At 73.6% G+C, this 18,903-nt stretch carries 16 protein-coding genes; 5 read left to right on the top strand and 11 right to left on the bottom strand.

The window, feature by feature from the left end; translation table 11 throughout:
- Positions 1-50: 50 nt before the first annotated feature.
- From IQ279_RS02400 to IQ279_RS02360, 9 genes are all read right to left on the bottom strand, one after another.
- Complete coding sequence (locus IQ279_RS02400; RefSeq protein WP_206346551.1) at positions 51-1,586, bottom strand: glycoside hydrolase family 43 protein; 1,536 nt, start codon at positions 1,584-1,586, stop codon at positions 51-53.
- A complete protein-coding gene (locus IQ279_RS02395) occupies positions 1,583-2,518 on the bottom strand; it encodes a DUF6807 domain-containing protein (protein ID WP_206346550.1) in 936 nt (311 codons plus the stop codon). The genes IQ279_RS02400 and IQ279_RS02395 overlap by 4 nt, the downstream gene beginning before the upstream one ends.
- Positions 2,515-3,783, bottom strand: a complete 1,269-nt coding sequence (locus IQ279_RS02390) for a Gfo/Idh/MocA family protein (protein WP_241027390.1) — start codon at positions 3,781-3,783, stop codon at positions 2,515-2,517. Before IQ279_RS02390 ends, IQ279_RS02395 begins: the two co-directional genes overlap by 4 nt.
- Positions 3,783-4,691 (bottom strand): carbohydrate ABC transporter permease, encoded by a 909-nt coding sequence (locus IQ279_RS02385; RefSeq protein ID WP_206346548.1) that lies wholly within the window; start codon positions 4,689-4,691, stop codon positions 3,783-3,785. The genes IQ279_RS02390 and IQ279_RS02385 overlap by 1 nt, the downstream gene beginning before the upstream one ends.
- Complete coding sequence (locus IQ279_RS02380) at positions 4,688-5,575, bottom strand: carbohydrate ABC transporter permease (protein ID WP_206346547.1); 888 nt, start codon at positions 5,573-5,575, stop codon at positions 4,688-4,690. The genes IQ279_RS02385 and IQ279_RS02380 overlap by 4 nt, the downstream gene beginning before the upstream one ends.
- A 195-nt stretch (positions 5,576-5,770) precedes the next feature.
- Positions 5,771-7,564, bottom strand: coding sequence for an L-arabinonate dehydratase (gene araD / locus IQ279_RS02375; protein ID WP_206346546.1), 1,794 nt, complete (start codon positions 7,562-7,564; stop codon positions 5,771-5,773).
- The gene (locus IQ279_RS02370; RefSeq protein WP_206346545.1) at positions 7,561-8,478 is read right to left on the bottom strand and encodes a dihydrodipicolinate synthase family protein; all 918 of its coding nucleotides are present in this window, start codon (positions 8,476-8,478) and stop codon (positions 7,561-7,563) included. The genes araD and IQ279_RS02370 overlap by 4 nt, the downstream gene beginning before the upstream one ends.
- Positions 8,475-9,152 (bottom strand): GntR family transcriptional regulator, encoded by a 678-nt coding sequence (locus tag IQ279_RS02365; protein WP_206346544.1) that lies wholly within the window; start codon positions 9,150-9,152, stop codon positions 8,475-8,477. The genes IQ279_RS02370 and IQ279_RS02365 overlap by 4 nt, the downstream gene beginning before the upstream one ends.
- A 307-nt stretch (positions 9,153-9,459) precedes the next feature.
- Entirely contained in the window at positions 9,460-10,680 is a 1,221-nt protein-coding gene (locus IQ279_RS02360) for a hypothetical protein (protein ID WP_206346543.1), read from the bottom strand.
- A 464-nt stretch (positions 10,681-11,144) separates the two neighbouring features.
- Here IQ279_RS02360 and IQ279_RS02355 point away from each other — a divergent pair, with 464 nt between their 5' ends.
- The 3 genes from IQ279_RS02355 to IQ279_RS02345 all read left to right on the top strand — a co-directional run bounded on the left by IQ279_RS02355 (position 11,145) and on the right by IQ279_RS02345 (position 13,219).
- On the top strand, positions 11,145-11,417 hold the full coding sequence (locus IQ279_RS02355; RefSeq protein ID WP_206346542.1) for a GlsB/YeaQ/YmgE family stress response membrane protein: 273 nt from the start codon (positions 11,145-11,147) through the stop codon (positions 11,415-11,417).
- Positions 11,418-11,523: 106 nt separating this feature from the next.
- The gene (locus tag IQ279_RS02350) at positions 11,524-12,705 is read left to right on the top strand and encodes a TerD family protein (protein WP_206346676.1); all 1,182 of its coding nucleotides are present in this window, start codon (positions 11,524-11,526) and stop codon (positions 12,703-12,705) included.
- 322 nt (positions 12,706-13,027) lie between these two features.
- The gene (locus IQ279_RS02345) at positions 13,028-13,219 is read left to right on the top strand and encodes a hypothetical protein (protein WP_206346541.1); all 192 of its coding nucleotides are present in this window, start codon (positions 13,028-13,030) and stop codon (positions 13,217-13,219) included.
- Between the two features lie 140 nt (positions 13,220-13,359).
- Here the strand turns inward: IQ279_RS02345 and IQ279_RS02340 are convergent, their stop codons facing one another.
- Positions 13,360-14,838 carry an alkaline phosphatase PhoX gene (locus tag IQ279_RS02340; RefSeq protein WP_206346540.1) on the bottom strand — a complete coding sequence of 493 codons (1,479 nt, stop codon included), beginning with the start codon at positions 14,836-14,838 and terminating at the stop codon, positions 13,360-13,362.
- Positions 14,839-14,931: 93 nt separating this feature from the next.
- Complete coding sequence (locus IQ279_RS02335) at positions 14,932-16,467, bottom strand: hypothetical protein (protein ID WP_206346539.1); 1,536 nt, start codon at positions 16,465-16,467, stop codon at positions 14,932-14,934.
- Positions 16,468-16,741: 274 nt separating this feature from the next.
- On the opposite strand from IQ279_RS02335, the gene IQ279_RS02330 reads away from it, so the two are divergent.
- Positions 16,742-18,568, top strand: a complete 1,827-nt coding sequence (locus IQ279_RS02330) for a DUF8508 domain-containing protein (RefSeq protein ID WP_206346538.1) — start codon at positions 16,742-16,744, stop codon at positions 18,566-18,568.
- 27 nt (positions 18,569-18,595) lie between these two features.
- On the top strand, positions 18,596-18,865 hold the full coding sequence (locus tag IQ279_RS02325; RefSeq protein WP_206346537.1) for a Uma2 family endonuclease: 270 nt from the start codon (positions 18,596-18,598) through the stop codon (positions 18,863-18,865).
- Positions 18,866-18,903: the final 38 nt, after the last annotated feature.

Below are 18,903 nucleotides of genomic sequence, written 5' to 3'. Positions count from 1 at the left end.
GGGGTGTCCGGGTTCGGTTGTCCGGGTGCGGAGGTGTCCGGCGGACCGGATCAGGTGACGCGGAACCGGTTGAAGTCCGCGGTTCCGGCCGGCTCGCCGCCTTCGGGAGCGGCGGCGAACAGGCCGAGCTGGGCGCCCACCCAGCGCCAGGGGGTGGCGGCGAAGGGCGGGCCGGAGGGGATGAAGCCGCCGTCGTCCCCGGTGCGCGCCGAGAACAGGCAGCGGGCGCCGGGGAGGAGTTCGACGCGCAGGCGGGCTCGGCCGCTCGGCGCGGGCCGGGAGCGGGCGGCGTCCCGCTCGTGCGCGGCGGCGGGTTCGGCGAAGCGGTGGACCAGACGGGTCGTCCCCGAGGCGTCCCGCTCCAGGCCGATCCAGGCGAACGCGTCGCCCAGGACGGCCAGTCCGGCCCTGGCGCCGGCGCCCGCGCCGTCCAGCCGCAGCTCGGCCTCGACCGCGCACGGGCGGCCGGGCATCCGCTGGACCAGTACGTTCGGCAGCCGGCGCAGGTCGTGGGCGTCGGCGGTGCGGCGGCAGACCAGCCGCAGCCCGTCACCGCCGTGGGCGACCGTCCAGCCCTGCCCCGGGTTGGCGGTCCAGGACCACTGGTGGCCGAAGCGGCCGCCGGGGAAGTCGTCGTCGGTGGCGGGGGCCGCGGGGCGCTCGGCGGGGACGGGCGGGCGGTGGGCGGCGACGGGTTCGCCCCCGTCGCCGATCACCGGCCAGCCGTGTCCGTCCCAGTCCATCGGCTGCAGGTGCACCACCCGCCCGTACGCGCCGCGCTGCTGGAAGTGGAGGAACCAGTCGGAGCCGTCGGCCGCCCGCACCCACGCCCCCTGGTGCGGGCCGTTGACGCCGGTGCGGCCCTGGGCGAGCACGATGCGCTCCTCGTAGGGGCCGAAGAAGTCCCGGGAGCGGAACGCGCCCTGCCAGCCGGTCTCCACTCCCCCGGCCGGGGCGAAGATCCAGTACCAGCCGCCGTGCCGGTAGAGCTTGGGGCCCTCCAGGGTGAACCAGCCGGGCAGCGCGTCGCCGTCGACGACCGTGCGGCCGGCGTCGAGCAGTTCGCGGCCGTCGGGGCTCATCCGGTGGCCGGTCAGCCGGTTCTTGACCCCCGAGCGGGACTTCGCCCAGGCGTGCACCAGGTAGGCGCGGCCGTCGGTGTCCCACAGCGGGCAGGGGTCGATCAGTCCGCGGCCGGCCTTCAGCAGGTGCGGTCTGCTCCACGGGCCCCGCACGTCCTCGGCGCTGATCTGGTAGATGCCGTGGTCGGGGTCGCCCCAGAAGATCCAGAAGCGGCCGGCGTGGTGGCGGATGGACGGCGCCCACACCCCGCAGTCGTGGCGCGGGGCGGTGAACGCCTGCTCGGGCTCCAGCCGCTTCAGGGCGTGGCCGATGATCCGCCAGTTGACCAGGTCGCGGGAGTGGAGGATGGGCAGGCCGGGGGCGCGGCCGAAGCTGGAGGCGGTCAGGTAGTAGTCGTCGCCGACGCGGATGGCGTCGGGGTCGGGCCAGTCGGCGTCCAGCACCGGGTTGCGGTACGTGCCGGCCGGGGCGGTGGGAGCCGGGGTCTCGGGCGGGGCCGTCATCGGGGCGCCTCCTTCCCGGTGAGCCGGGCGGCGACCTCGGCGGCGGCGGCCCGCTCCAGTTGCCCGTCGGCGACACCGGTGACCACCCGCCGCACCACCGCCCGCCCGGCCGGCAGCGGCAGTCTGCCGTCCCAGGCCAGCGCGGACCCGACCCCCGGGTACTCGGCGGCGCGTACGAACCACCGGTCGCGGCGGGTGTCCTCGGTGGCCCCGGCGAACACCAGCGTCCAGGCGTCGGTCGCCATGGCCAGCCAGGGCGCCCGTGAGCCGTGCACCGCCTCCTCGCCCTCGGCGTCCCCGGTGAACACCCGCGGCGGGCGGGATCCGACGGGCGGGCGCCAGAAGAAGCCGCCGTAGCCGGCGCCGGGGCGGCCGTTGGTGGCCGGGCTGCCCACCGACAGCTCCTCGCCGCAGACGTTGGTGAGTTCGGTGGTGAAGTCCAGCGCCCAGCAATTCGCGTCCAGCGTCCGCGCGGTGACGGTGCGGCGCTCGGTCAGCAGCCGCCGCCCGCCCCGCTGCCAGGCGATCTCCTCGGTGAAGCCGTCCTCGCGCAGGTCGGTCCAGCCCAGGTGGTTCTGGTGCCCGTGGTTGTCCAGCTCGACCGGTCCCCGGTCGCGGACGAAGGTGCGCCCGCCCCAGAAGTTGGCGCCGCCGACGTCGGGGACGGCCACGCTCACCCCGAGGTGGTGCACATGGTCGGCGGGCCGCAGCTCGGTGACGGCGGTGCCGCCCAGGGTGCGGACGGGGTGCAGGTAGGGGCGCGGCGACTCCCTCCCGGCCAGGCGCGGCCGGTACTCGTAGCGGGCGACCGCCCGTCCGCCGCAGCGCAGTTCGACGGATCCGGCGGTTTCGGAGACGTCCGGAGTTTCGGCGGTGCCCGGAGTTTCGGCGGTGCCCGGGGTTTCGGCGGTGTGCGGGTGCGGTGCGCTCATGCCACGGCTCCCTTCCGCTCGGGCTGCCGCTCGGGCTGCCGTCCGGGCTCCGCCACCGGGGCGGCCCAGGGCGCGCGCGGGCCGGAGCCGTCGGACAGCTCGGAGTACAGGGCCAGCTCCTCGGCCCCCGCCGCGACCAGCTCGTCGACGCCGGTGACGATCCGCCGGGCGGATGCCTCCCCGGCGCCGCCGCCGACGCCGGGCTCGGTGCGCCAGGCGCTGCCGGGCAGCGGGCGCGGCTCGGGCGCGGTGCGCACGGCCTCCACCAGCCGCATGAAGGCGCCGGTGCGCTCGGGCGGCACCAGCAGCTCCTCGCCGTCGGTGAGGTGGGCCACCAGGTTGCGCAGCAGATCGGTGCGGGCGTGCTCGGTGGTCTCGGGCGCGTGTCCGTCGCGCTCCAGCAGCAGGCGGTCCTGCTTGTACCAGAAGGTGATCCGGCCGCCGGTGCCGTGGACGACGACGTAGGGCTCGCCGGGCCGCTCGGCGCACAGGGTCACGGCCGCGGTGATCTCGCCCGCCGTCCCGTCGCCGTGCGCGGTGCGCAGCCGGACGCATGAGGTGTCGTCGGACTCGATGGCGTTGGCGCGGTACAGCTCCAGCTCGATGCCGGCGACGTCCTCGGCGCGGTCCGCGCCGTCGATGCGCAGCGCGGTGGCCACCGCGTGGGCCAGGGGGTTGGTCAGGACGCCGTCCACCACGTCCCGGCCCTCCAGGCGGCGCCGGCCGGCCCAGGGGGCGCGGTCCCAGTAGGCCAGGTCGCGGCTCCACGCTCCGGCCGCGCCGATGCCGCGCACCGTGCCGATCGCACCGTCGGCGATCAGTTCGCGCGCCGCGGTGACGGCGTGCGAGCCCAGCGACTGGAAGCCGATCTGGCAGGCGACGCCCGCCGCCCGCACCCCCTTCACCATCCGCTCGAACTCCGCGTACGAGGGCGCGGGCGGTTTCTCCAGCAGCAGGTGCACGCCCCGTTCGGCGGCGGTCAGCGCCAGGTCGGTGTGGGTGTGGATCGGGGTGCAGACTACGGCGATCCGAGCGCCGGTGCTCTCCAGCAGGGCCGCGAAGTCGGCCGACTGCTCGGGGCCGCCGAGGCCGGCCAGCTCGTCGCCGTCCAGCGGGGTCAGCTCGCAGATCCCGGCCAGGCGGACCAGGCCCTCTCGCACGAGGCGGCGGATGTTGTCCAGGTGCCAGCGGCCGTGGCCGCGGGCACCGGCCAGCACGACCGGCAGGGGGCGGGCGGTGTCGAAGGCGGGGGCGGGGGGAGTCATCAGCCCTTCACCGCCCCCGCGCTGAATCCGGTGATCAGCCATTTCTGGATGAAGGCGAAGATGATCACCACGGGCACGGCGGCGACCACGCCGCCCGCCGCGAGCGCGCCCAGGTCCACGCTGTCCGAGCCGATGAGGGTGTTCAGGCCCACCGGGATCGTCTGCTTCTCCTGCGAGGAGAGGAACATCAGGGCGAACAGGAAGTGGTTCCAGCTGTGCACGAAGGCGAAGGAGCCCACCGCGATCAGCCCGGGCCGCAGCATCGGCAGCACGATGGCCGCGAACGCCCGCAGCCGGGAGCAGCCGTCCACCCAGGCGGCCTCCTCCAGCGACTCGGGGACGTTCTTGATGAAGCCGCTGATCAGGATCATCGACAGCGGAAGCTGGAAGACCGTCTCCGCGATGATCACGCTCCACATGGAGTTGATGAGCTGGAGGTTGCGGAAGGTCTCGAACAGCGGGACCAGCATCAGCGCGCCGGGGATGAACTGCGAGCACAGCAGCGCCAGCATGAAGGCGTTCTTCATCCGGAACCGGAAGCGCGCCAGGGCGTACCCGCCGGCCAGGGCCACCGCCATCGTCATCACCATCGAGGCGATGCCGACCTGGGTGCTGTTGAGGAAGTAGGTGCCGAAGCTGCGCTCGTTCCAGACCTTCTCGAAGTGCTCGCCGGTCATCGGCCAGGGCACCAGCGAGGTGGATCCGGAGGGGCGGAGCGCGAACAGCAGCATCCAGTAGAAGGGGATGAGGGTGAAGAGCAGGTAGATGCCCAGGGGCAGGTAGATCTGCCAGCGCGGCGGCCCGTCGTCGAGCTTGCGCTGCCGTGCCTTCCTGCCGGCCGGGGGCGGGGTCTCCCCGTCGGCCGGGGCGGGCGTCTGGACGCCCTTCTCCACGATCGCCGCGGTCACTTGTCGTCGCCTCCGAACTTGCTCAGGCGCAGATAGAGGATCGAGCAGAAGAGCAGGATCACGAAGGCCACGGTGGTCAGCGCGGAGGCGTAGCCGAAGTCGTGGCCCTCGATCCCGGTGTTGGCGACGTAGAGCGGGAGCGTGGTGGTCACGCCGGCCGGTCCGCCGCCGGTGAGGGTGTAGAGCAGGTCGACGTTGTTGAACTCCCACACCGCGCGCAGCAGGGTGGAGAGGATGATCGCGTCCTTCAGGTGCGGCAGGGTGATGTGCCAGAACTGCCGGAAGCGGCTGGCGCCGTCCACCGAGGCCGCCTCGTACAGGTCCTTGGAGATGGACTGCAGGTCGGCGAGGATGAGGATCGCGAAGAAGGGCACGCCGCGCCACAGTTCGGCCAGCACCGCGGCCCAGAAGACGGTTCCGGTGTCGGAGAGGACGGAGGTGCCGTACTCGCCGATGCCGGCGTCCGCCAGATAGCGGCTCAGGCCCGTGGAGGGGTTGTACAGCAGGATCCAGATCGTGGTGGTGAGCACACCGGAGACGGCCCAGGGCGAGAAGACCAGGGCCCGGGCGATGCCGCGGCCGACGAACGTCTGGTTGACGATCAGCGCGAGCGCCAGGCCGAAGACGAGCTGGAGGCCGACCTCGGCGACGACCCACTTGGCGCTGAAGGCGAGGGTCTGCCAGAACAGCGGGTCCTCGAAGAAGATCTCCCGGAAGTTGTCCAGACCCGCGAAGCCGTTCCGCCAGGGCTTGGTGACGTTGTAGTGCTGGAGGCTGTAGTAGAGGACGCTGAGCATCGGGTAGGCGATGAAGCCCAGCATCAGCAGCCCGGCGGGCGCGATCAGTACGTACGGCAGGCCGCGCTTACCGGTGAGCCTGGGCATCCCCTGCTTCCCCGGCTTCCCCGGTTTCCCCGGTTTCCCCGGCCTCCCTGGTAGGGGGCGCTTCTTCGGCACGGCGGTGAGGGCCATTGCCGGTGCTCCGTTCTGTCGTCGAATGACTGTCGAACGTCGTTCGAGATGTCGTGTCGGCGGGTGGTTGGGACGGTCTGTGGTGCGGTGGCGGTGCGGTGCGGGCGGTCAGCCCGCGTAGGGTTCGGGGACCTCGCCGGGGCGGGCGAGGAAGGCGAAGTCGCAGCCGGTGTCGGCCTGGGTGATGTGCTCCTCGTACAGCGCCCCGTAGCCGCGCCCGTAGCGCCGCCCGGGCGGGCGCCAGGCGGCGCGCCGGCGTTCCAGTTCGGCGTCGTCGACCTCCAGGCGCAGGGTGCGCGCGGCCACGTCGAGGGTGATCAGATCTCCGGTCTCCACCAGGGCCAGCGGCCCGCCCACATGGGACTCGGGGGCGATGTGCAGGACGCAGGCGCCGTAGCTGGTGCCGCTCATCCGGGCGTCGGAGAGGCGGACCATGTCGCGCACGCCCTGCTTGAGCAGGTGGTCGGGGATCGGCAGCATCCCGTACTCCGGCATGCCCGGTCCGCCCAGCGGTCCGGAGCCGCGCAGCACCAGCACGCTCTCGGCGGTGATGCCCAGGTCCGGGTCGTTGATGGTGGCCTGCATGGTGCGGTAGTCGTCGAAGACGACCGCCGGGCCGGTGTGCTTCATCAGGTGCTGCTCGGCGGCGATGTGCTTGATGACCGCGCCGTCCGGGGCGAGGTTGCCCCGCAGCACGGCCACGCCTCCCTCGGCCGCGAGCGGGTCGCCGGCGGTGCGGATGACGTCGTCGTCGTGGACGAGGGCGCCGGCGATCTGCTCGCGCAGCGTGTCGTGGGCGACGGTGGGCCGCTCCAGGTGGAGGTGGTCCCGCAGCCGGGAGAGGAAGCCGGGCATGCCGCCCGCGTAGTGGAAGTCCTCCATCAGGTACTTCCCGCCGGGCCGGAGGTTGGCCAGCACGGGCGTGGTGCGGGCGATCCGGTCGAAGTCGTCCAGGGTGAGGCCGATGCCCGACCGCCCGGCCATGGCGATCAGATGGATGACGGCGTTGGTGGAGCCGCCCAGCGCGCACACGGCGGCGACGGCGTCCTCGTACGCCTCTCGGGTCAGGACGGTGGAGAGCCTGCGATCGGTCCATGCCATCTCCACGATCCGGCGCCCGGCCGCGGCGGCCATCCGGGAGTGGCCGGAGTCGACGGCGGGGATGGAGGACGCCCCCGGCATGGTCACGCCCAGCGCCTCGGCCGCGCCGGTCATGGTGGACGCGGTGCCCATGGTCATGCAGTGGCCGGGCGAGCGGGCCAGGCCGCACTCCAGTTCGGCCATCTCGCAGTCGCCGATGAGGCCGGCGCGCTTGTCGTCCCAGTACTTCCACATGTCGGTGCCCGAACCGAGGGTCTCGCCGCGCCAGTGGCCGCGCAGCATGGGCCCGGCGGGGACGAAGACGGTGGGCAGGTCGGCGCTGGCCGCGCCCATCAGCAGGGCGGGGGTGGTCTTGTCGCAGCCCCCCATCAGCACCGCGCCGTCCACCGGGTAGGAGCGCAGCAGCTCCTCGGTCTCCAGGGAGAGCAGGTTGCGGTAGAGCATGGGGGTGGGCTTCTGGAAGGTCTCCGAGAGGGTGGAGACGGGGAACTCGAGCGGGAAGCCGCCGGCCTGCCACACCCCGCGCCTGACCGCCTCGGCGCGCTCGCGCAGGTGCTGGTGGCAGGGGTTGATGTCGGACCAGGTGTTGAGGATCGCGATGACCGGCTTGCCCAGGTGCTCCTCGGGGAGGTAGCCGAGCTGCCGGGTGCGGGCGCGGTGGCTGAAGGAGCGCAGCCCGTCGGTGCCGTACCACTGGTGGCTGCGCAGCTCCTCGGGCGCGCGGCGGGCGCGGGGGCCGCCGCTTCGGCCGTGCTGCCCGGGCCGCTCGTGCTGTTCATTCCGGTCGTGCCGCTCGGTCATGCCGTCTCCCATCCCTTGACGATCCCGGCGATCTCGGCGCGCTGCTCCTCGGGCAGCGTCCGGCTCGGCGGGCGGACGTCGCGGCGGCACAGGCCGAGATGGGCCAGGGCCTCCTTGACGACGGAGACGTTGTTGGCCGACTGCTGCGCGGCGCGCAGGTCCTCGAAGACGCGGATGCTCTCCCACACCTCCATCGCGGCGCCGAAGTCCCCCGCCCGCAGGGCGCGGAGCATCTCCAGCGAGATCCGCGGGGCCACGTTGACCAGGCCCGAGGTGAAGCCGGTGGCGCCGCAGGCGAAGTAGGCCGGCGCGTACAGCTCGGCGAGTCCGGCCACCCACACGAAGCGGTCCCGGCCGGCGTCGCGGGCGAAGGCGGCGAAGCGCGCGGCGTCGGGGACGGCGTACTTGACGCCGATGACGTTGGGGCACTCCTCGCCGAGCCGGGCGAGGGCCGAGCCCTCGATGAGGGGGTTGCGCAGGTAGGGGACGACCCCCACCTCCGGGACGGCCTCGGCGACGGCCCGGTGGTAGTCCACCCAGCCGCCCTGCGAGACGTAGGGGTTCACGGGCTGGTGGACCATCACCATGCCGGCCCCGGCGTCACGGGCCTGCTCGGCGGCGGCGACCGCGGTGGCCGGGTCGTGGCCGACGCCCACGACGACCTCGGCGCTCCCTCCGGCCTCCTTCACCTCGGCCACGGTCAGTTCGACCTCCAACCGCCGCTCGTCGGGGGTGAGGGAGTAGAACTCGCTGGTGTTGCCGTTGGGGGTGACGGCGCGGATTCCGGCGTCCAGCAGCCGGCGGACCAGGGCCCGGTAGGTGCCGGCGTCCAGCCGGCCCCGCTCGTCGAACGGTGTGACCGGGATCGCCACGACGTCGGCGAGCGCGGCCCGCCGGTGGGAGAAGTCCGTCATACCTGGACCTGACCTTCCTGGTTCTCCACGGCCGGGAAAGCCCGGCGGACGAATCCCTCGATGTGGTCGCGCAGCAGCCGGGCCGCGCCGTCGGCGTCCCCGTCCAGGGCCCGGGCGAGGATCTCCCGGTGCTCGGCGGCCTCCTGCTCCCAGGAGGGCACGGCCTCCCATGCGACGGTGGACACCAGGGCCGCCTGGTCGCGCAGGTCGTCGAGCATCCGCGTCAGCAGCGGGTTGCCGCAGGACAGGTACAGGGCCCGGTGGAAGTCCCGGTTGGCCAGCGAGCGGTCGGCCCGGTCGGCGGCGGCGTCGGCCCGCTCCAGCGCGGCCCGGGCCCCGGCCAGGTCCGCCTCCGCCGTGACGGCGCGGCGCAGCGCCTCCGGCTCCAGCAGCAGCCGCACGTCGTAGACCGAGCGGGCCATCGAGGCGTCCACGGTGCGCACGGTGGCGCCCTTGTACTCGCTCATCACGACCAGCCCGCGGCCCGCGAGGGTCTTCAGCGCCTCGCGGACCGGGGTCTTGGACACGCCGAATCTCGCGGCCAGCTCGGTCTCCACCAGCGGCTGCCCGGGCGGGAGCTGTCCGGTGAGGATGGCGTGGGTCAGATGCTCCATGACGTACTGCGTCCTGGAGGGGACGGGTACCGGTGCGAGACCGGTCAGGGGGGCTCTCATGCGGTCGGCTCTCAGGTCGGCTGTGGCGACGGGCGTACGGGCGGCGGTGTGCGCGGCACCTCGGGTGCCGCGCACACCCGCATACGGCATCTCATATATGACGCACGAGATATGGCGTATGACGTATCGCGTACGACGTGCGGTGGGATGAAAGTAGGGCGACCCCCGGGCTCCGTCAACGGTTCCGACAGAACTTTCGGGGACCGGCCTGAAAGCGCTTACTGCACGCGACGGCGAGTGCATGGGTGATCACGGGGAGCTGCCGCGCGCCGCGCTCGGACGCCGGCCCGGTACCGCCCGGTACGGCTCAGCCCAGACGCGGCAGCGCGGCGCGCACGGCCGCCAGATCCGCCTCGCACGCCAGACCGGCGTGGTACAGCCGCAGTTCGGTCGCCCCCAGCTCCCGGGCGTGCGCGGCGTCCCCGGCCAGCTCCGCGGGGCGTCCGCCCATACCGCCGACCACCGTGAAGTTGGCGGCCAGCACGGTGGAGGGGCTCCGGTGCCGGGCGAAGGGCGCCAGGACGGCCTCGCGTTCGGCACCGTCCCCGGTGCACGGCAGCACCACACCATCGGCCAGGGCGAGGACCGCGGCGGGGTCCACACCGACGTTGGCACCGCAGCGGTGGGGCGCCGGATCGGCGTGCAGCAGCACCCGGAATCCTTCCGCCCGTTGGGCCTCGGCGGCCTTCCGCACGGCCGTCACGACCTCCGATTGGAAAGCGCTCGCTACCTGGTCTCGCCAGGCGGCCGCAGCCCCGGCGAGCTCCTGTCCCAGCGCTTCCCCCACCTCCCGCCACTCCCCGGCGCGCCCGCCGGCCGCCTTCCCGCTCCCCCCGCGCTCTCCGCGCCACAGCGGCTCCAGCGCGTCGGCCACGGCGCCCCGCAGCCGCTCGGGGTCGGCGCCGTGCCCGGCGTACCCCGCCTCGCACTCCGGGCAGAAGCACAGCGACATCAGGTACTGGCCGGCTCCGCCCAGCCGCACCCCGCCGGTCTTGTCGTGGGCGCTCAGGTGCCCCAGCCCGTACCAGCCGCAGGACTCCAGCTCCACCCCGCGCGCACCGGGCCGCACGGCGGCCTCGGCCGCCAGGGCGGCGGCGTAGACGCGCACCTCCTCCCGCGCGATGCAGGGCGCCCAGGGGTAGCGGTCGCCGTAGGCGTTGCGCACGGTCAGATCCGGGTGCTCACCGCCGAGGCGGGTGTTGTGGGCGAGGATCACCCAGGAGTGCACCTCCAGTCCGGCGTCGGCCAGAGCCGCCGCGGCCTCACCGTACGGGTCCTCGCCCGCGACCCAGTCCTGCGCGTACGGGCGCAGCCGCCGGCCCTCCCAGCGGGCCGGGTCGACCGGGTAGTAGACGGCGGAGTGCCGGGCGGCGACGACGCGGTGGCGCGGATGACGGGGCGTGAGCGCCCTGGTGGAGTGGTAGGCGGAGGCGAGAGTGACCTGCTCGACACCGAGGTCGGCGATCCGGCGGGCGGCGGCCGGGTCGCCGACGACGTCCCAGGGGTAGACGAACGCGGAAGCTCTCATCGGCGGTTCCTTGGTGTGAGGCGGATCCGGTCCCGCGGACCGGACGGACGGACCGGCCGGAGAGGAAGGGCCGGACGGGCGAAGGCTAGATCAGGGAACCGGACCGCGACAGCCTCGTTCCGCTCCCGCTCGATCGTGCACGATCGTGGCGCACGTACGCGTATCTGAACAGCGCGTGGATTACCTCCGCTTACCGTAGTTCGAGGCCTGAACGGCGGGTCCGGGCCGTGGTGCGCCCGGACGGGGAAAGGCGGGGTTTTCCGCCACTCCCACGGATGTGAACCAGATTCGGTGGAGAGGAAGCCAGCGCCCGCCCCCACGCGGCGCGCCCACCGGAGCGGTGTGTCCCGCACCGCCCCCGGCCGCCCGACCGGACGGTGTTCCAGAGCGCCCCCGTTCGGGCATGATGGCCCGCGAAGATCACGGACCGCGGGCGGAGTCCCGCGGCGGGGAGGGGTTCGATCGTGGACATCGTGAGCTGGCTGGTGCTGGGACTGGTCACGGGGGTCGTCGCCAAGGTCCTGCTGCCGGGCCGCGACCCGGGCGGACTGGTGGGCACCACGCTCATCGGCATCGTCGGGGCGTTCGTGGGCGGCTGGCTGTCGGCGACCTATCTGGACCGCCCGGTGGAGCGGGACTTCTACGACCCGGCCCTGTGGGTCTCGGCGGTCGCCGGTTCCCTGGTGCTGCTGATCGCCTACCGTCTGCTCTTCGGCCACTCGCGCCCGTCCCGCTGAGGCCGGCCCGCGCGCCCCCGCCCCGCCGGCACGGAGCGTGTCCCCGTACGGCGCAGGGTAATGGAACCGTAAAGCCGCCCGGTCCGTTATCCGGACCATGACTGCAATGACTCCCGGTTCGAACCTTCCGCTGTCCACCGCGCGCGTGGCGGTGGACGTCACCGCGCCGGCGCGGCTCGACGTCTCCGGCCTGCTGATCGCCGCCGACGGAAAGGTGCGTTCCGACGACGACTTCGTCTTCTACAACCAGCCCTCCGCCCCGGGGGTGGCCCACGGTTCCGCGGGCGGCCTCGACACCATCACCGTGGACACCGCCGCGGTGCCCGCCGACGTCGAGAAGGTCGTGGTGACGGCCAGCCTCGACGCCCCGGGCACGACCTTCGCCGGCACCGAGCCCACCGCGACCGTGCGGGACGCGGCGAGCGGCGCGGTGGTGGCCACCTTCACCCCGCCCCGGTTGGGTCCGGAGACGGCGCTGGTGGTCGTCGAGGTCTACCGCAGGGGCGGCGTCTGGAAGGTCCGCGCGGTCGGCCAGGGGTACGCGAACGGTCTGGCGGGCATCGCCACGGACTTCGGCGTGACGGTGGAGGAGCCCGCCGCTCCGGCCGCGCCCGCCGCACCCGCGGCTCCTCCCGCCGCGCCCACCGCACCTGCGGCTCCGGCCATGCCGGCCGCGCCGCCCGCCACTCCTCCCGCTCCCGCCGCCACCGGGAAGATCAACCTGGACAAGGGCCGGGTGGACCTGCGGAAGCACGAGACCGTCTCCCTGGTCAAGGGCGGAAAGCCGCTGCTGGCCTCGGTCCGGATGGGGCTGGGCTGGGAGCCCGCCTTCCGCGGCAAGGACGTCGACCTCGACGCGTCGGTCATCGCCTATGACGCCAACCGCAAGAAGATCGACAACTGCTACTTCGGCAGGCTCGCCATCCTGAACGGAGTTATCCAGCACTCCGGCGACAACCTCACCGGCGAGGGCGCGGGCGACGACGAGGCCATCACCGTCCACCTGGGCGGCCTGCCGCCGCAGGTGACGGGTCTGGTCTTCACGGTCAACTCCTTCTCCGGGCAGAAGTTCACCGAGGTCGCCAAGGCGTACTGCCGCCTGCTGGACGCCGCCACCGGCGAGGAACTGGTCCGTTTCGACCTGACCGGTTCCGAGCCGCGCACGGGCGTGCTGATGTGCAAGCTGATCCGGCAGTTCTCGGGCGAGTGGGAGATGACGGCGCTGGGTGACTACGTGGACTCCCGCACCGTCCGCGGCATGGTGAAGCCGGGCGGCGCGGCCCTTTAGGAGAGCCGGCGGCCGAGGGGCCGGCGGCGGGAGCACCGGGCGCGAAGGAGCGGAAAGGAGGCGGAGGGGTCGCGCGGGAGTCGCACGGGAGTCGTGAAGACACTTGCCGCAGAGCACCGACCGCACCACGGGAGAGACGGCGGACGTGATATCCGTCGCATCCGCCGACGGTCCCGATGGGGCCAACTCCCCGCACCGGCGGCCATATTCGCAGGTCAGCGACCATTTCGGGCATTTGCGGAGCGATTGAGGTTTGAACTATGCGGCGGGAGGGAAACCACAGGGACCTGCCGCTGTCATACCCAGCCTCTACGCTGGTCATATGTCCACCACTCCCGAGCAAGGACCCCCGGCTCCCGGGCCCCAGACCCCCGCCCAGGCGAACGAGGCGCTCCGCGCCTTCGTCCGCGCCCACGGAGACCGCCCCTGGTCCCGGGCGGAGCTCGCCGAGCTGGACCGGCTGCGGAGCCTGTGGCGGGCGGCCGAGCGGCACGGGATGACCACCGCGGCCTGAAACCGCCGGCGCGACACCGCCGCAACACCGGCACGACGCCGACACGGAAGGGCCCGCGGGAGACGATCTCCCGCGGGCCCTTCCGCGCGGTCACGGCCTTCGGTCCGCTCCCCCGGCGGGAGCCGCGGCGCGGCGGCGGCTCAGTGGCGCCGCCAGGGGCCGGTGATCGCCAGCAGGATGCCGGGCTCCTGGATCCCGGCGAACAGCGTCCGGCCGTCCCCCGAGAAGCAGACCCCGGCGAACTCGCTGTACTCCGGCTCCTCCTCGGTGCCGATGTTCACCTCGTTGCGTGCGATCGGGAACGCCCTGCCGCGGTCGTCCGCGGCCATCAGGTGCTGGAGCCCCTCGCCGTCCTCGGCGATGATCACCCCGCCGTACGGCGAGACCGTGATGTTGTCCGGACCGTCGAGGCCGCCGGGCTCGTGCGGGTCGCGGTTGACCCCGAAGCGCAGCCTGAGGGTGAGGGTGCGGCGCCGGGGGTCGTAGAACCACACCTGGCCGTCGTGGGGCTCACCGGGGCTGTCCTCGTCACGGGCGTAGGAGGCCACCACGTACGCGCCGCCGTCGGCCCACCACATGCCCTCCAGTTTGCGGGCGCGGGTGACCTCGTCCCCGGCGAACTGCCTGCGGACGGGCACCTCTCGGGCGTCGCGGTCGGGGACGTCCACCCAGTCGACCCCGTAGACCGTGCCGGGACGCACCGCGCGGGAGAGGTCGTCGACGAACCGGCCGCCGGAGTCGAAGCAGCGGAACGCCTGGAGGACGCCCGCGTCGTCGGCCAGTGAGCGCAGCCTCCCCCGTCCGTGCCGGAAGCCGTGCGGCGGCACCCACCGGTAGAGCAGGCCGTTGGGGTCGGAGTCGTCCTCCGTCAGATACATGTGACCGCGCCGCGGGTCCACGACGACGGCCTCGTGGTCGAAACGGCCCAGGGCCCTGAGGGGCCTGGGGTCTCGGTTGGCGCGCCGGTCGCGCGGATCGACCTCGAAGACGTAGCCGTGGTCGCGGGTCATGCCCCTCTCGCCGGCCCGGTCGGAGTTCTCCTCGCAGGTCAGCCAGGTGCCCCAGGGGGTCACCCCGCCCGCGCAGTTGGTGGAGGTGCCGGCGATGCCCACCCACTCGGCGAGCTTCTCTCCGTCGTGCGAGACCTCCACGACCGTGCAGCCCCCCGCGGCGGCCGGATCGTAGACCAGCCCCTCGGCGAGCGGCACCGGGTGCTCCCAGTCGCCCCGGGGGCCCTTCAGCTCGTGGTTGTTGACCAGCAGCGTCCTGCCCCTGGGCCCGTCGAAGGCGGCGGTGCCGTCGTGCCTGGCGGGGGTGTACTCGCCGCTCTCCAGCCGGGTGACGCCGCAGTGCGTGAGGACGCGGTACGAGAAGCCCGCGGGCAGGGCGATCACCCCTTCGGGATCGGGCACCAGCGGACCGTAGCCCCGCGGTGCGCCGTCCTCCCGCCGTCCGCGGTGCCCGTCGCGGGCATCACGGTCGTCGTCGCGGCCCGGGGCGCCGAACGCACCCGCGGTGCCGGCCAGGATGCCCGCACTGCCGGTGAGGGCGATCCCGGCCCCGGCCACGACCGACCGTCTGCTGAGGTCTGGGCGGCTGACTTCGCTGCTGGTCGGCATCGTCTCTCCCGTCGGCTCTGCGCGGTGGCACGGCGCCGACCACGATCCCGCCCTGGGGCGAACGCGGGTTGAACACGGGCCGAACCGGTCGGCTCAGCCGCGCGACCGCGCCCTGTACGCCGCCTTGCGGGCGTCCTTGGCCGCCTTGCGGTCGGGGTGCACACGGCTCATCGCCTCCAGCACCTCCCCGGTCGCCGGGTGGTCGACGCGCCACGCCTTGTCGAAGAAACCGCTGTGCTGGTCGACCAGGCCCCGCACAAGCTCGCGCAGTTCCTCCGAGTCGCCCCCGCCCTCCTCGGTGGCCAGCTGGGCGGCCAGGGTGTCCACGGTCAGCCAGAACACCATCTCCTCCGACGGCGCGGGCACGTCGGCGAAGCCGCGCTCGGAGAGCCACACCCTGGCCAGTCCGCCCAGATGGCCGTCGTCGAGGACCTCGCGCAGGGCCGGCTCGGCCTCCGCACCGGTGATCGAGAGGGCCTGCTGGCAGGCCAGGCGGCGGCGCGGCGCCTCCCGGTCGTCGCCCCGGGCGGCGGCGAGGAGTTCGCGGGCGGCCTCCAGGGGGGCGCGCCGGGCGAGCCACAGCTCGATCTCGTGGCGGGCCGCCTCCTCCCCGTGGCCGGGCAGGGCGGCCAGCAACTCCTCGGCGCTCTCCCGCGCCAGATCGCCCACGACCGGGGCGTGGACGCCCGCCTCCAGCAGCCGCTGCCGCACGCCGTACAGGCCGAGCGGGGTCAGGCGGACCATGCCGTAGCGGGTCAGGTCCTCCTCCTCCGGGCCGCCGGAGTCGTCCGGTGCGCCGAGCCCGTCGGCCTCGCCGCCGTCGGCTTCCTCGATCAGGGCCTCGTCCACGGGGCGGTAGTCGACGATCCCGATCGGCTCCAGCATCCGGAACTGCTCGTCCAGCCTCACCATCGCCGTCGAGACGTCCTCCAGAACGGAGTCGGTGGGGTACTCCATGTCCTCCGGGGCGACCATCGAGGCGGCGAGCACCGGCAGCGGCACCATCGCACCGCCCGTCACGGCGGGGTCGGTCGCGGTCAGGACGTAGAGGTTGCCCAGGGCGCCGTCGAGGAAGTCGGCCTCCTCCTCCGGGTCCCAGTCGAGCGCGTCGAGGTCGAGGGAGTCCGGGTCGATCCGGCCGTCCTCGCCCTCGGCGTCCAGTTCGCCGAGCAGATCCTCCAGGGCGGGGGCGGCGGCGTCCGCGAGGGCCGCCTCCAGGCCGTCGCGCCAGATGTCCAGTACGTCGGCGGGGGCGCCCCCGGTGAGCATCGACAGCTCCTCGCCCGGGGCCGCCGTGCCGTCCCCGGCTTCTCCGTCCTCGCCGGTCCCGTCGTCCCCGTCCGTCCCGTCGTCCTCGCGGATCTCCAGCAGGCCGGTGTCCAGGGCCGTGTCCCAGGCCCGCTCGGCGTCCGCGAGCCCGTCCTCCCCTCCGAGGCCGAGGTGGGCGGCGGCCCGCTCCAGCGACTCGTCGGACAGCTCGCCCCCGGCGCCGACCCGGACCCCCTCCCCGGCCCAGCGCGCGAGCCGGGCGGCCCGGGCCAGCAGTGGCGAGGCCAGCGCGTCCCGTGCCAGTTCGGCTTCGGCGGGCAGCCGTACGGGCGGCACGGTGGAACGGTCGTCACCGGTCATGGGGGAGGCGCTCCTCGATTCGATGAGGCGGGCGTTGTGATCGCCGCCCCAGCGTAGACGGCTTCCGTGCCCGCCGTCGGGTTCACCGGCCCTTCCGCCCGCGTACACCGGCAGCCGCTTGACAAGCACCTGACCAGAGCGGCACGTTACGCGCGTAGAAACCGAACAGTGCGAACCACGGGCGGCGTCACCGGCCTCCCGGCACCGCACTTCGGCTTCCCGCCCGGCGCGTCCAGCACGTCCGGCTCCCACAGCACCGTCCCGGAGGGACCCCTTGAGCAGATCCCAGGCGGCCCGTACCGCCGCACTCACCGTCGCAGCCCTGACCTCGACGCTGCTGGCCGTCCCCGCCTCGGCGGCGGAGCCGGCCGACACGGTCCGCATCCACGACGTCCAGGGCACCACCCGCCTCTCCCCGCTGGCCGGCGAGCGGGTCTCCCAGGTCTCCGGCGTCGTCACCGGCGTGCGCACCTACGGCTCGCGCGGCTTCTGGATACAGGACACCGCCCCCGACGGGGACCCGGCCACCAGCGAGGGCCTCTTCGTCTACACCGGCTCCGTCCCCCAGGTGGCCGTCGGCGACCTGGTGAGCGTCTCGGGCACGGTCACCGAGTACCGCCCCGGCGGCAACTCCTCGGGCAACCAGACCCTCACCCAGATATCCCGCCCCCAGGTGACCGTCGTCTCCTCCGGCAACCGGCTGCCCACCCCGGTGGTCCTGGACTCCGCCTCCGTCCCCGAGGCGTACGCGCCCCAGGGCGACCCGGCCGCGGACGGGAGCATCGAGGGGCTTCGACTGCGCCCCGGCACCTACGCACTGGACCTGTACGAGTCCCTGGAGGGCATGAACGTACAGATCCGCGACGCCCGCGTGGCCGGCCCCAGCACCCGGTACGCCGAACTGTGGGTGACCGTCAGGCCGGAGCAGAACCCCTCGGCGCGCGGCGGCACCGTCTACGGCGGCTACGACGAGCAGAACTCCGGCCGGCTCAAGGTCGAGTCGCTCGTCCCGTCGGCCCAGGAGCCCTTCCCCACCGCGAACACCGGCGACGTGCTGGCCGGCGCCACCACCGGCCCGCTGGACTACGAGCAGTACGGCGGCTACCTGGTGGCCGCCCGCGAGCTGGGCGAGGTCGAGGACCGCGGCCTGGAGCGCGAGCGCACCCGCGCCCAGCGCCGCGGCGAACTGGCCGTGGCCACCTACAACGTTGAGAACCTCCACCCCGGCAACGACCAGGAGAAGTTCGACCGGCTGGCGCGGGGCGTGGTGGAGAACCTCGCCTCCCCCGACATCATCGCCCTGGAGGAGATCCAGGACGACAACGGCCCGGTGAACGACGAGGTGGTCTCCGCCGACGCCACGCTCGCGAAGTTCACCGACGCCATCGCGGCCGCGGGCGGTCCGCGCTACGAGTGGCGCACCGTCGATCCCGTCGACGACGCCGATGGCGGCCAGCCCGGCGGCAACATCCGCAACGTCTTCCTCTTCGACCCCGGGCGGGTCTCCTTCGTCGACCGCCCCGGCGGCGACGCCACCACCGCGGTCGGCGTGGAGCGCGAGCGCGGCCGGGCCGTACTCACCCACTCCCCCGCCCGCGTCGCGCCGAACGACACGGCCTGGGAGGACAGCCGCAAGCCGCTGGCCGGCGAGTTCCGCTTCCGCGGCCGCACCGTCATCGTGGTCGCCAACCACTTCGCCTCCAAGGGCGGCGACCAGTCCCTGCACGCGGCCGTCCAGCCGCCCGAGCGCTCCTCCGAGGTCCAGCGCACCGCGCAGGCGAGGGTGGTCAACCACTTCGTGCGGCAGGTGCTGGCGGTGCAGCGGAAGGCGAACGTCGTCGTCCTCGGCGACATCAACGACTTCGAGTTCTCCGCCACCACCCGCGAGCTGACCGCGGGCGGCGCGCTGCGCAGCGCGGTGCTCTCGCTGCCCGAGGACGAGCGCTACACCTACGTCTACGACGGCAACGCCCAGGTGCTGGACCAGACCCTGGTCTCCCCGGGCATCCGCCGCTTCGACTACGACATCGTGCACGTCAACGCGGAGTTCGCCGACCAGGCGAGCGACCACGACCCCCAGGTGATCCGCTTCCGTCCCTGAGGCGGGGCGTCCCCGTGGGGACCGGCCGTGCCGCCCGCCCGCTTTCCGGGCGGGCGGCACGGCCGGCGCGTTCCGCCGCGCGGGGCGTACGCCGCCGCCGGGGTCCCCGCCCGTCTGATCGTCGATCCGTACACCGCACGGTGCCACCTGTTCACCCGGCCCAGGGAGGGCGAGTACAGCAGCCACCTCACCGTCGACTTCGGCGAGGCGGTCGACATGACGGGCACCCTCGCCGACCTCGTGCCGCACACCCGGGGCTTCCCCCGGGAACGCGCCTCGGGCCGGGGCGACCGCTGACCGGAACGGTCGGACGGCCGGTTGGACCGGCCGCTTCG

Source organism: Streptomyces verrucosisporus (assembly GCF_017114865.1).
GTDB classification, from domain to species: domain Bacteria; phylum Actinomycetota; class Actinomycetes; order Streptomycetales; family Streptomycetaceae; genus Streptomyces; species Streptomyces fenghuangensis.
This window is presented reverse-complemented; position numbering and strand designations above follow the sequence as displayed.

Coding starts and splice junctions, on each gene's coding strand:
- IQ279_RS02400 (WP_206346551.1), bottom strand. CDS start 1,586: ATGACGGCCCCGCCCGAGACCCCGGCTCCCACCGCCCCGGCCGGCACG.
- IQ279_RS02395 (WP_206346550.1), bottom strand. CDS start 2,518: ATGAGCGCACCGCACCCGCACACCGCCGAAACCCCGGGCACCGCCGAA.
- IQ279_RS02390 (WP_241027390.1), bottom strand. CDS start 3,783: ATGACTCCCCCCGCCCCCGCCTTCGACACCGCCCGCCCCCTGCCGGTC.
- IQ279_RS02380 (WP_206346547.1), bottom strand. CDS start 5,575: ATGCCCAGGCTCACCGGTAAGCGCGGCCTGCCGTACGTACTGATCGCG.
- araD (WP_206346546.1), bottom strand. CDS start 7,564: ATGACCGAGCGGCACGACCGGAATGAACAGCACGAGCGGCCCGGGCAG.
- IQ279_RS02370 (WP_206346545.1), bottom strand. CDS start 8,478: ATGACGGACTTCTCCCACCGGCGGGCCGCGCTCGCCGACGTCGTGGCG.
- IQ279_RS02365 (WP_206346544.1), bottom strand. CDS start 9,152: ATGAGAGCCCCCCTGACCGGTCTCGCACCGGTACCCGTCCCCTCCAGG.
- IQ279_RS02360 (WP_206346543.1), bottom strand. CDS start 10,680: ATGAGAGCTTCCGCGTTCGTCTACCCCTGGGACGTCGTCGGCGACCCG.
- IQ279_RS02350 (WP_206346676.1), top strand. CDS start 11,524: ATGACTCCCGGTTCGAACCTTCCGCTGTCCACCGCGCGCGTGGCGGTG.
- IQ279_RS02345 (WP_206346541.1), top strand. CDS start 13,028: ATGTCCACCACTCCCGAGCAAGGACCCCCGGCTCCCGGGCCCCAGACC.
- IQ279_RS02340 (WP_206346540.1), bottom strand. CDS start 14,838: ATGCCGACCAGCAGCGAAGTCAGCCGCCCAGACCTCAGCAGACGGTCG.
- IQ279_RS02335 (WP_206346539.1), bottom strand. CDS start 16,467: ATGACCGGTGACGACCGTTCCACCGTGCCGCCCGTACGGCTGCCCGCC.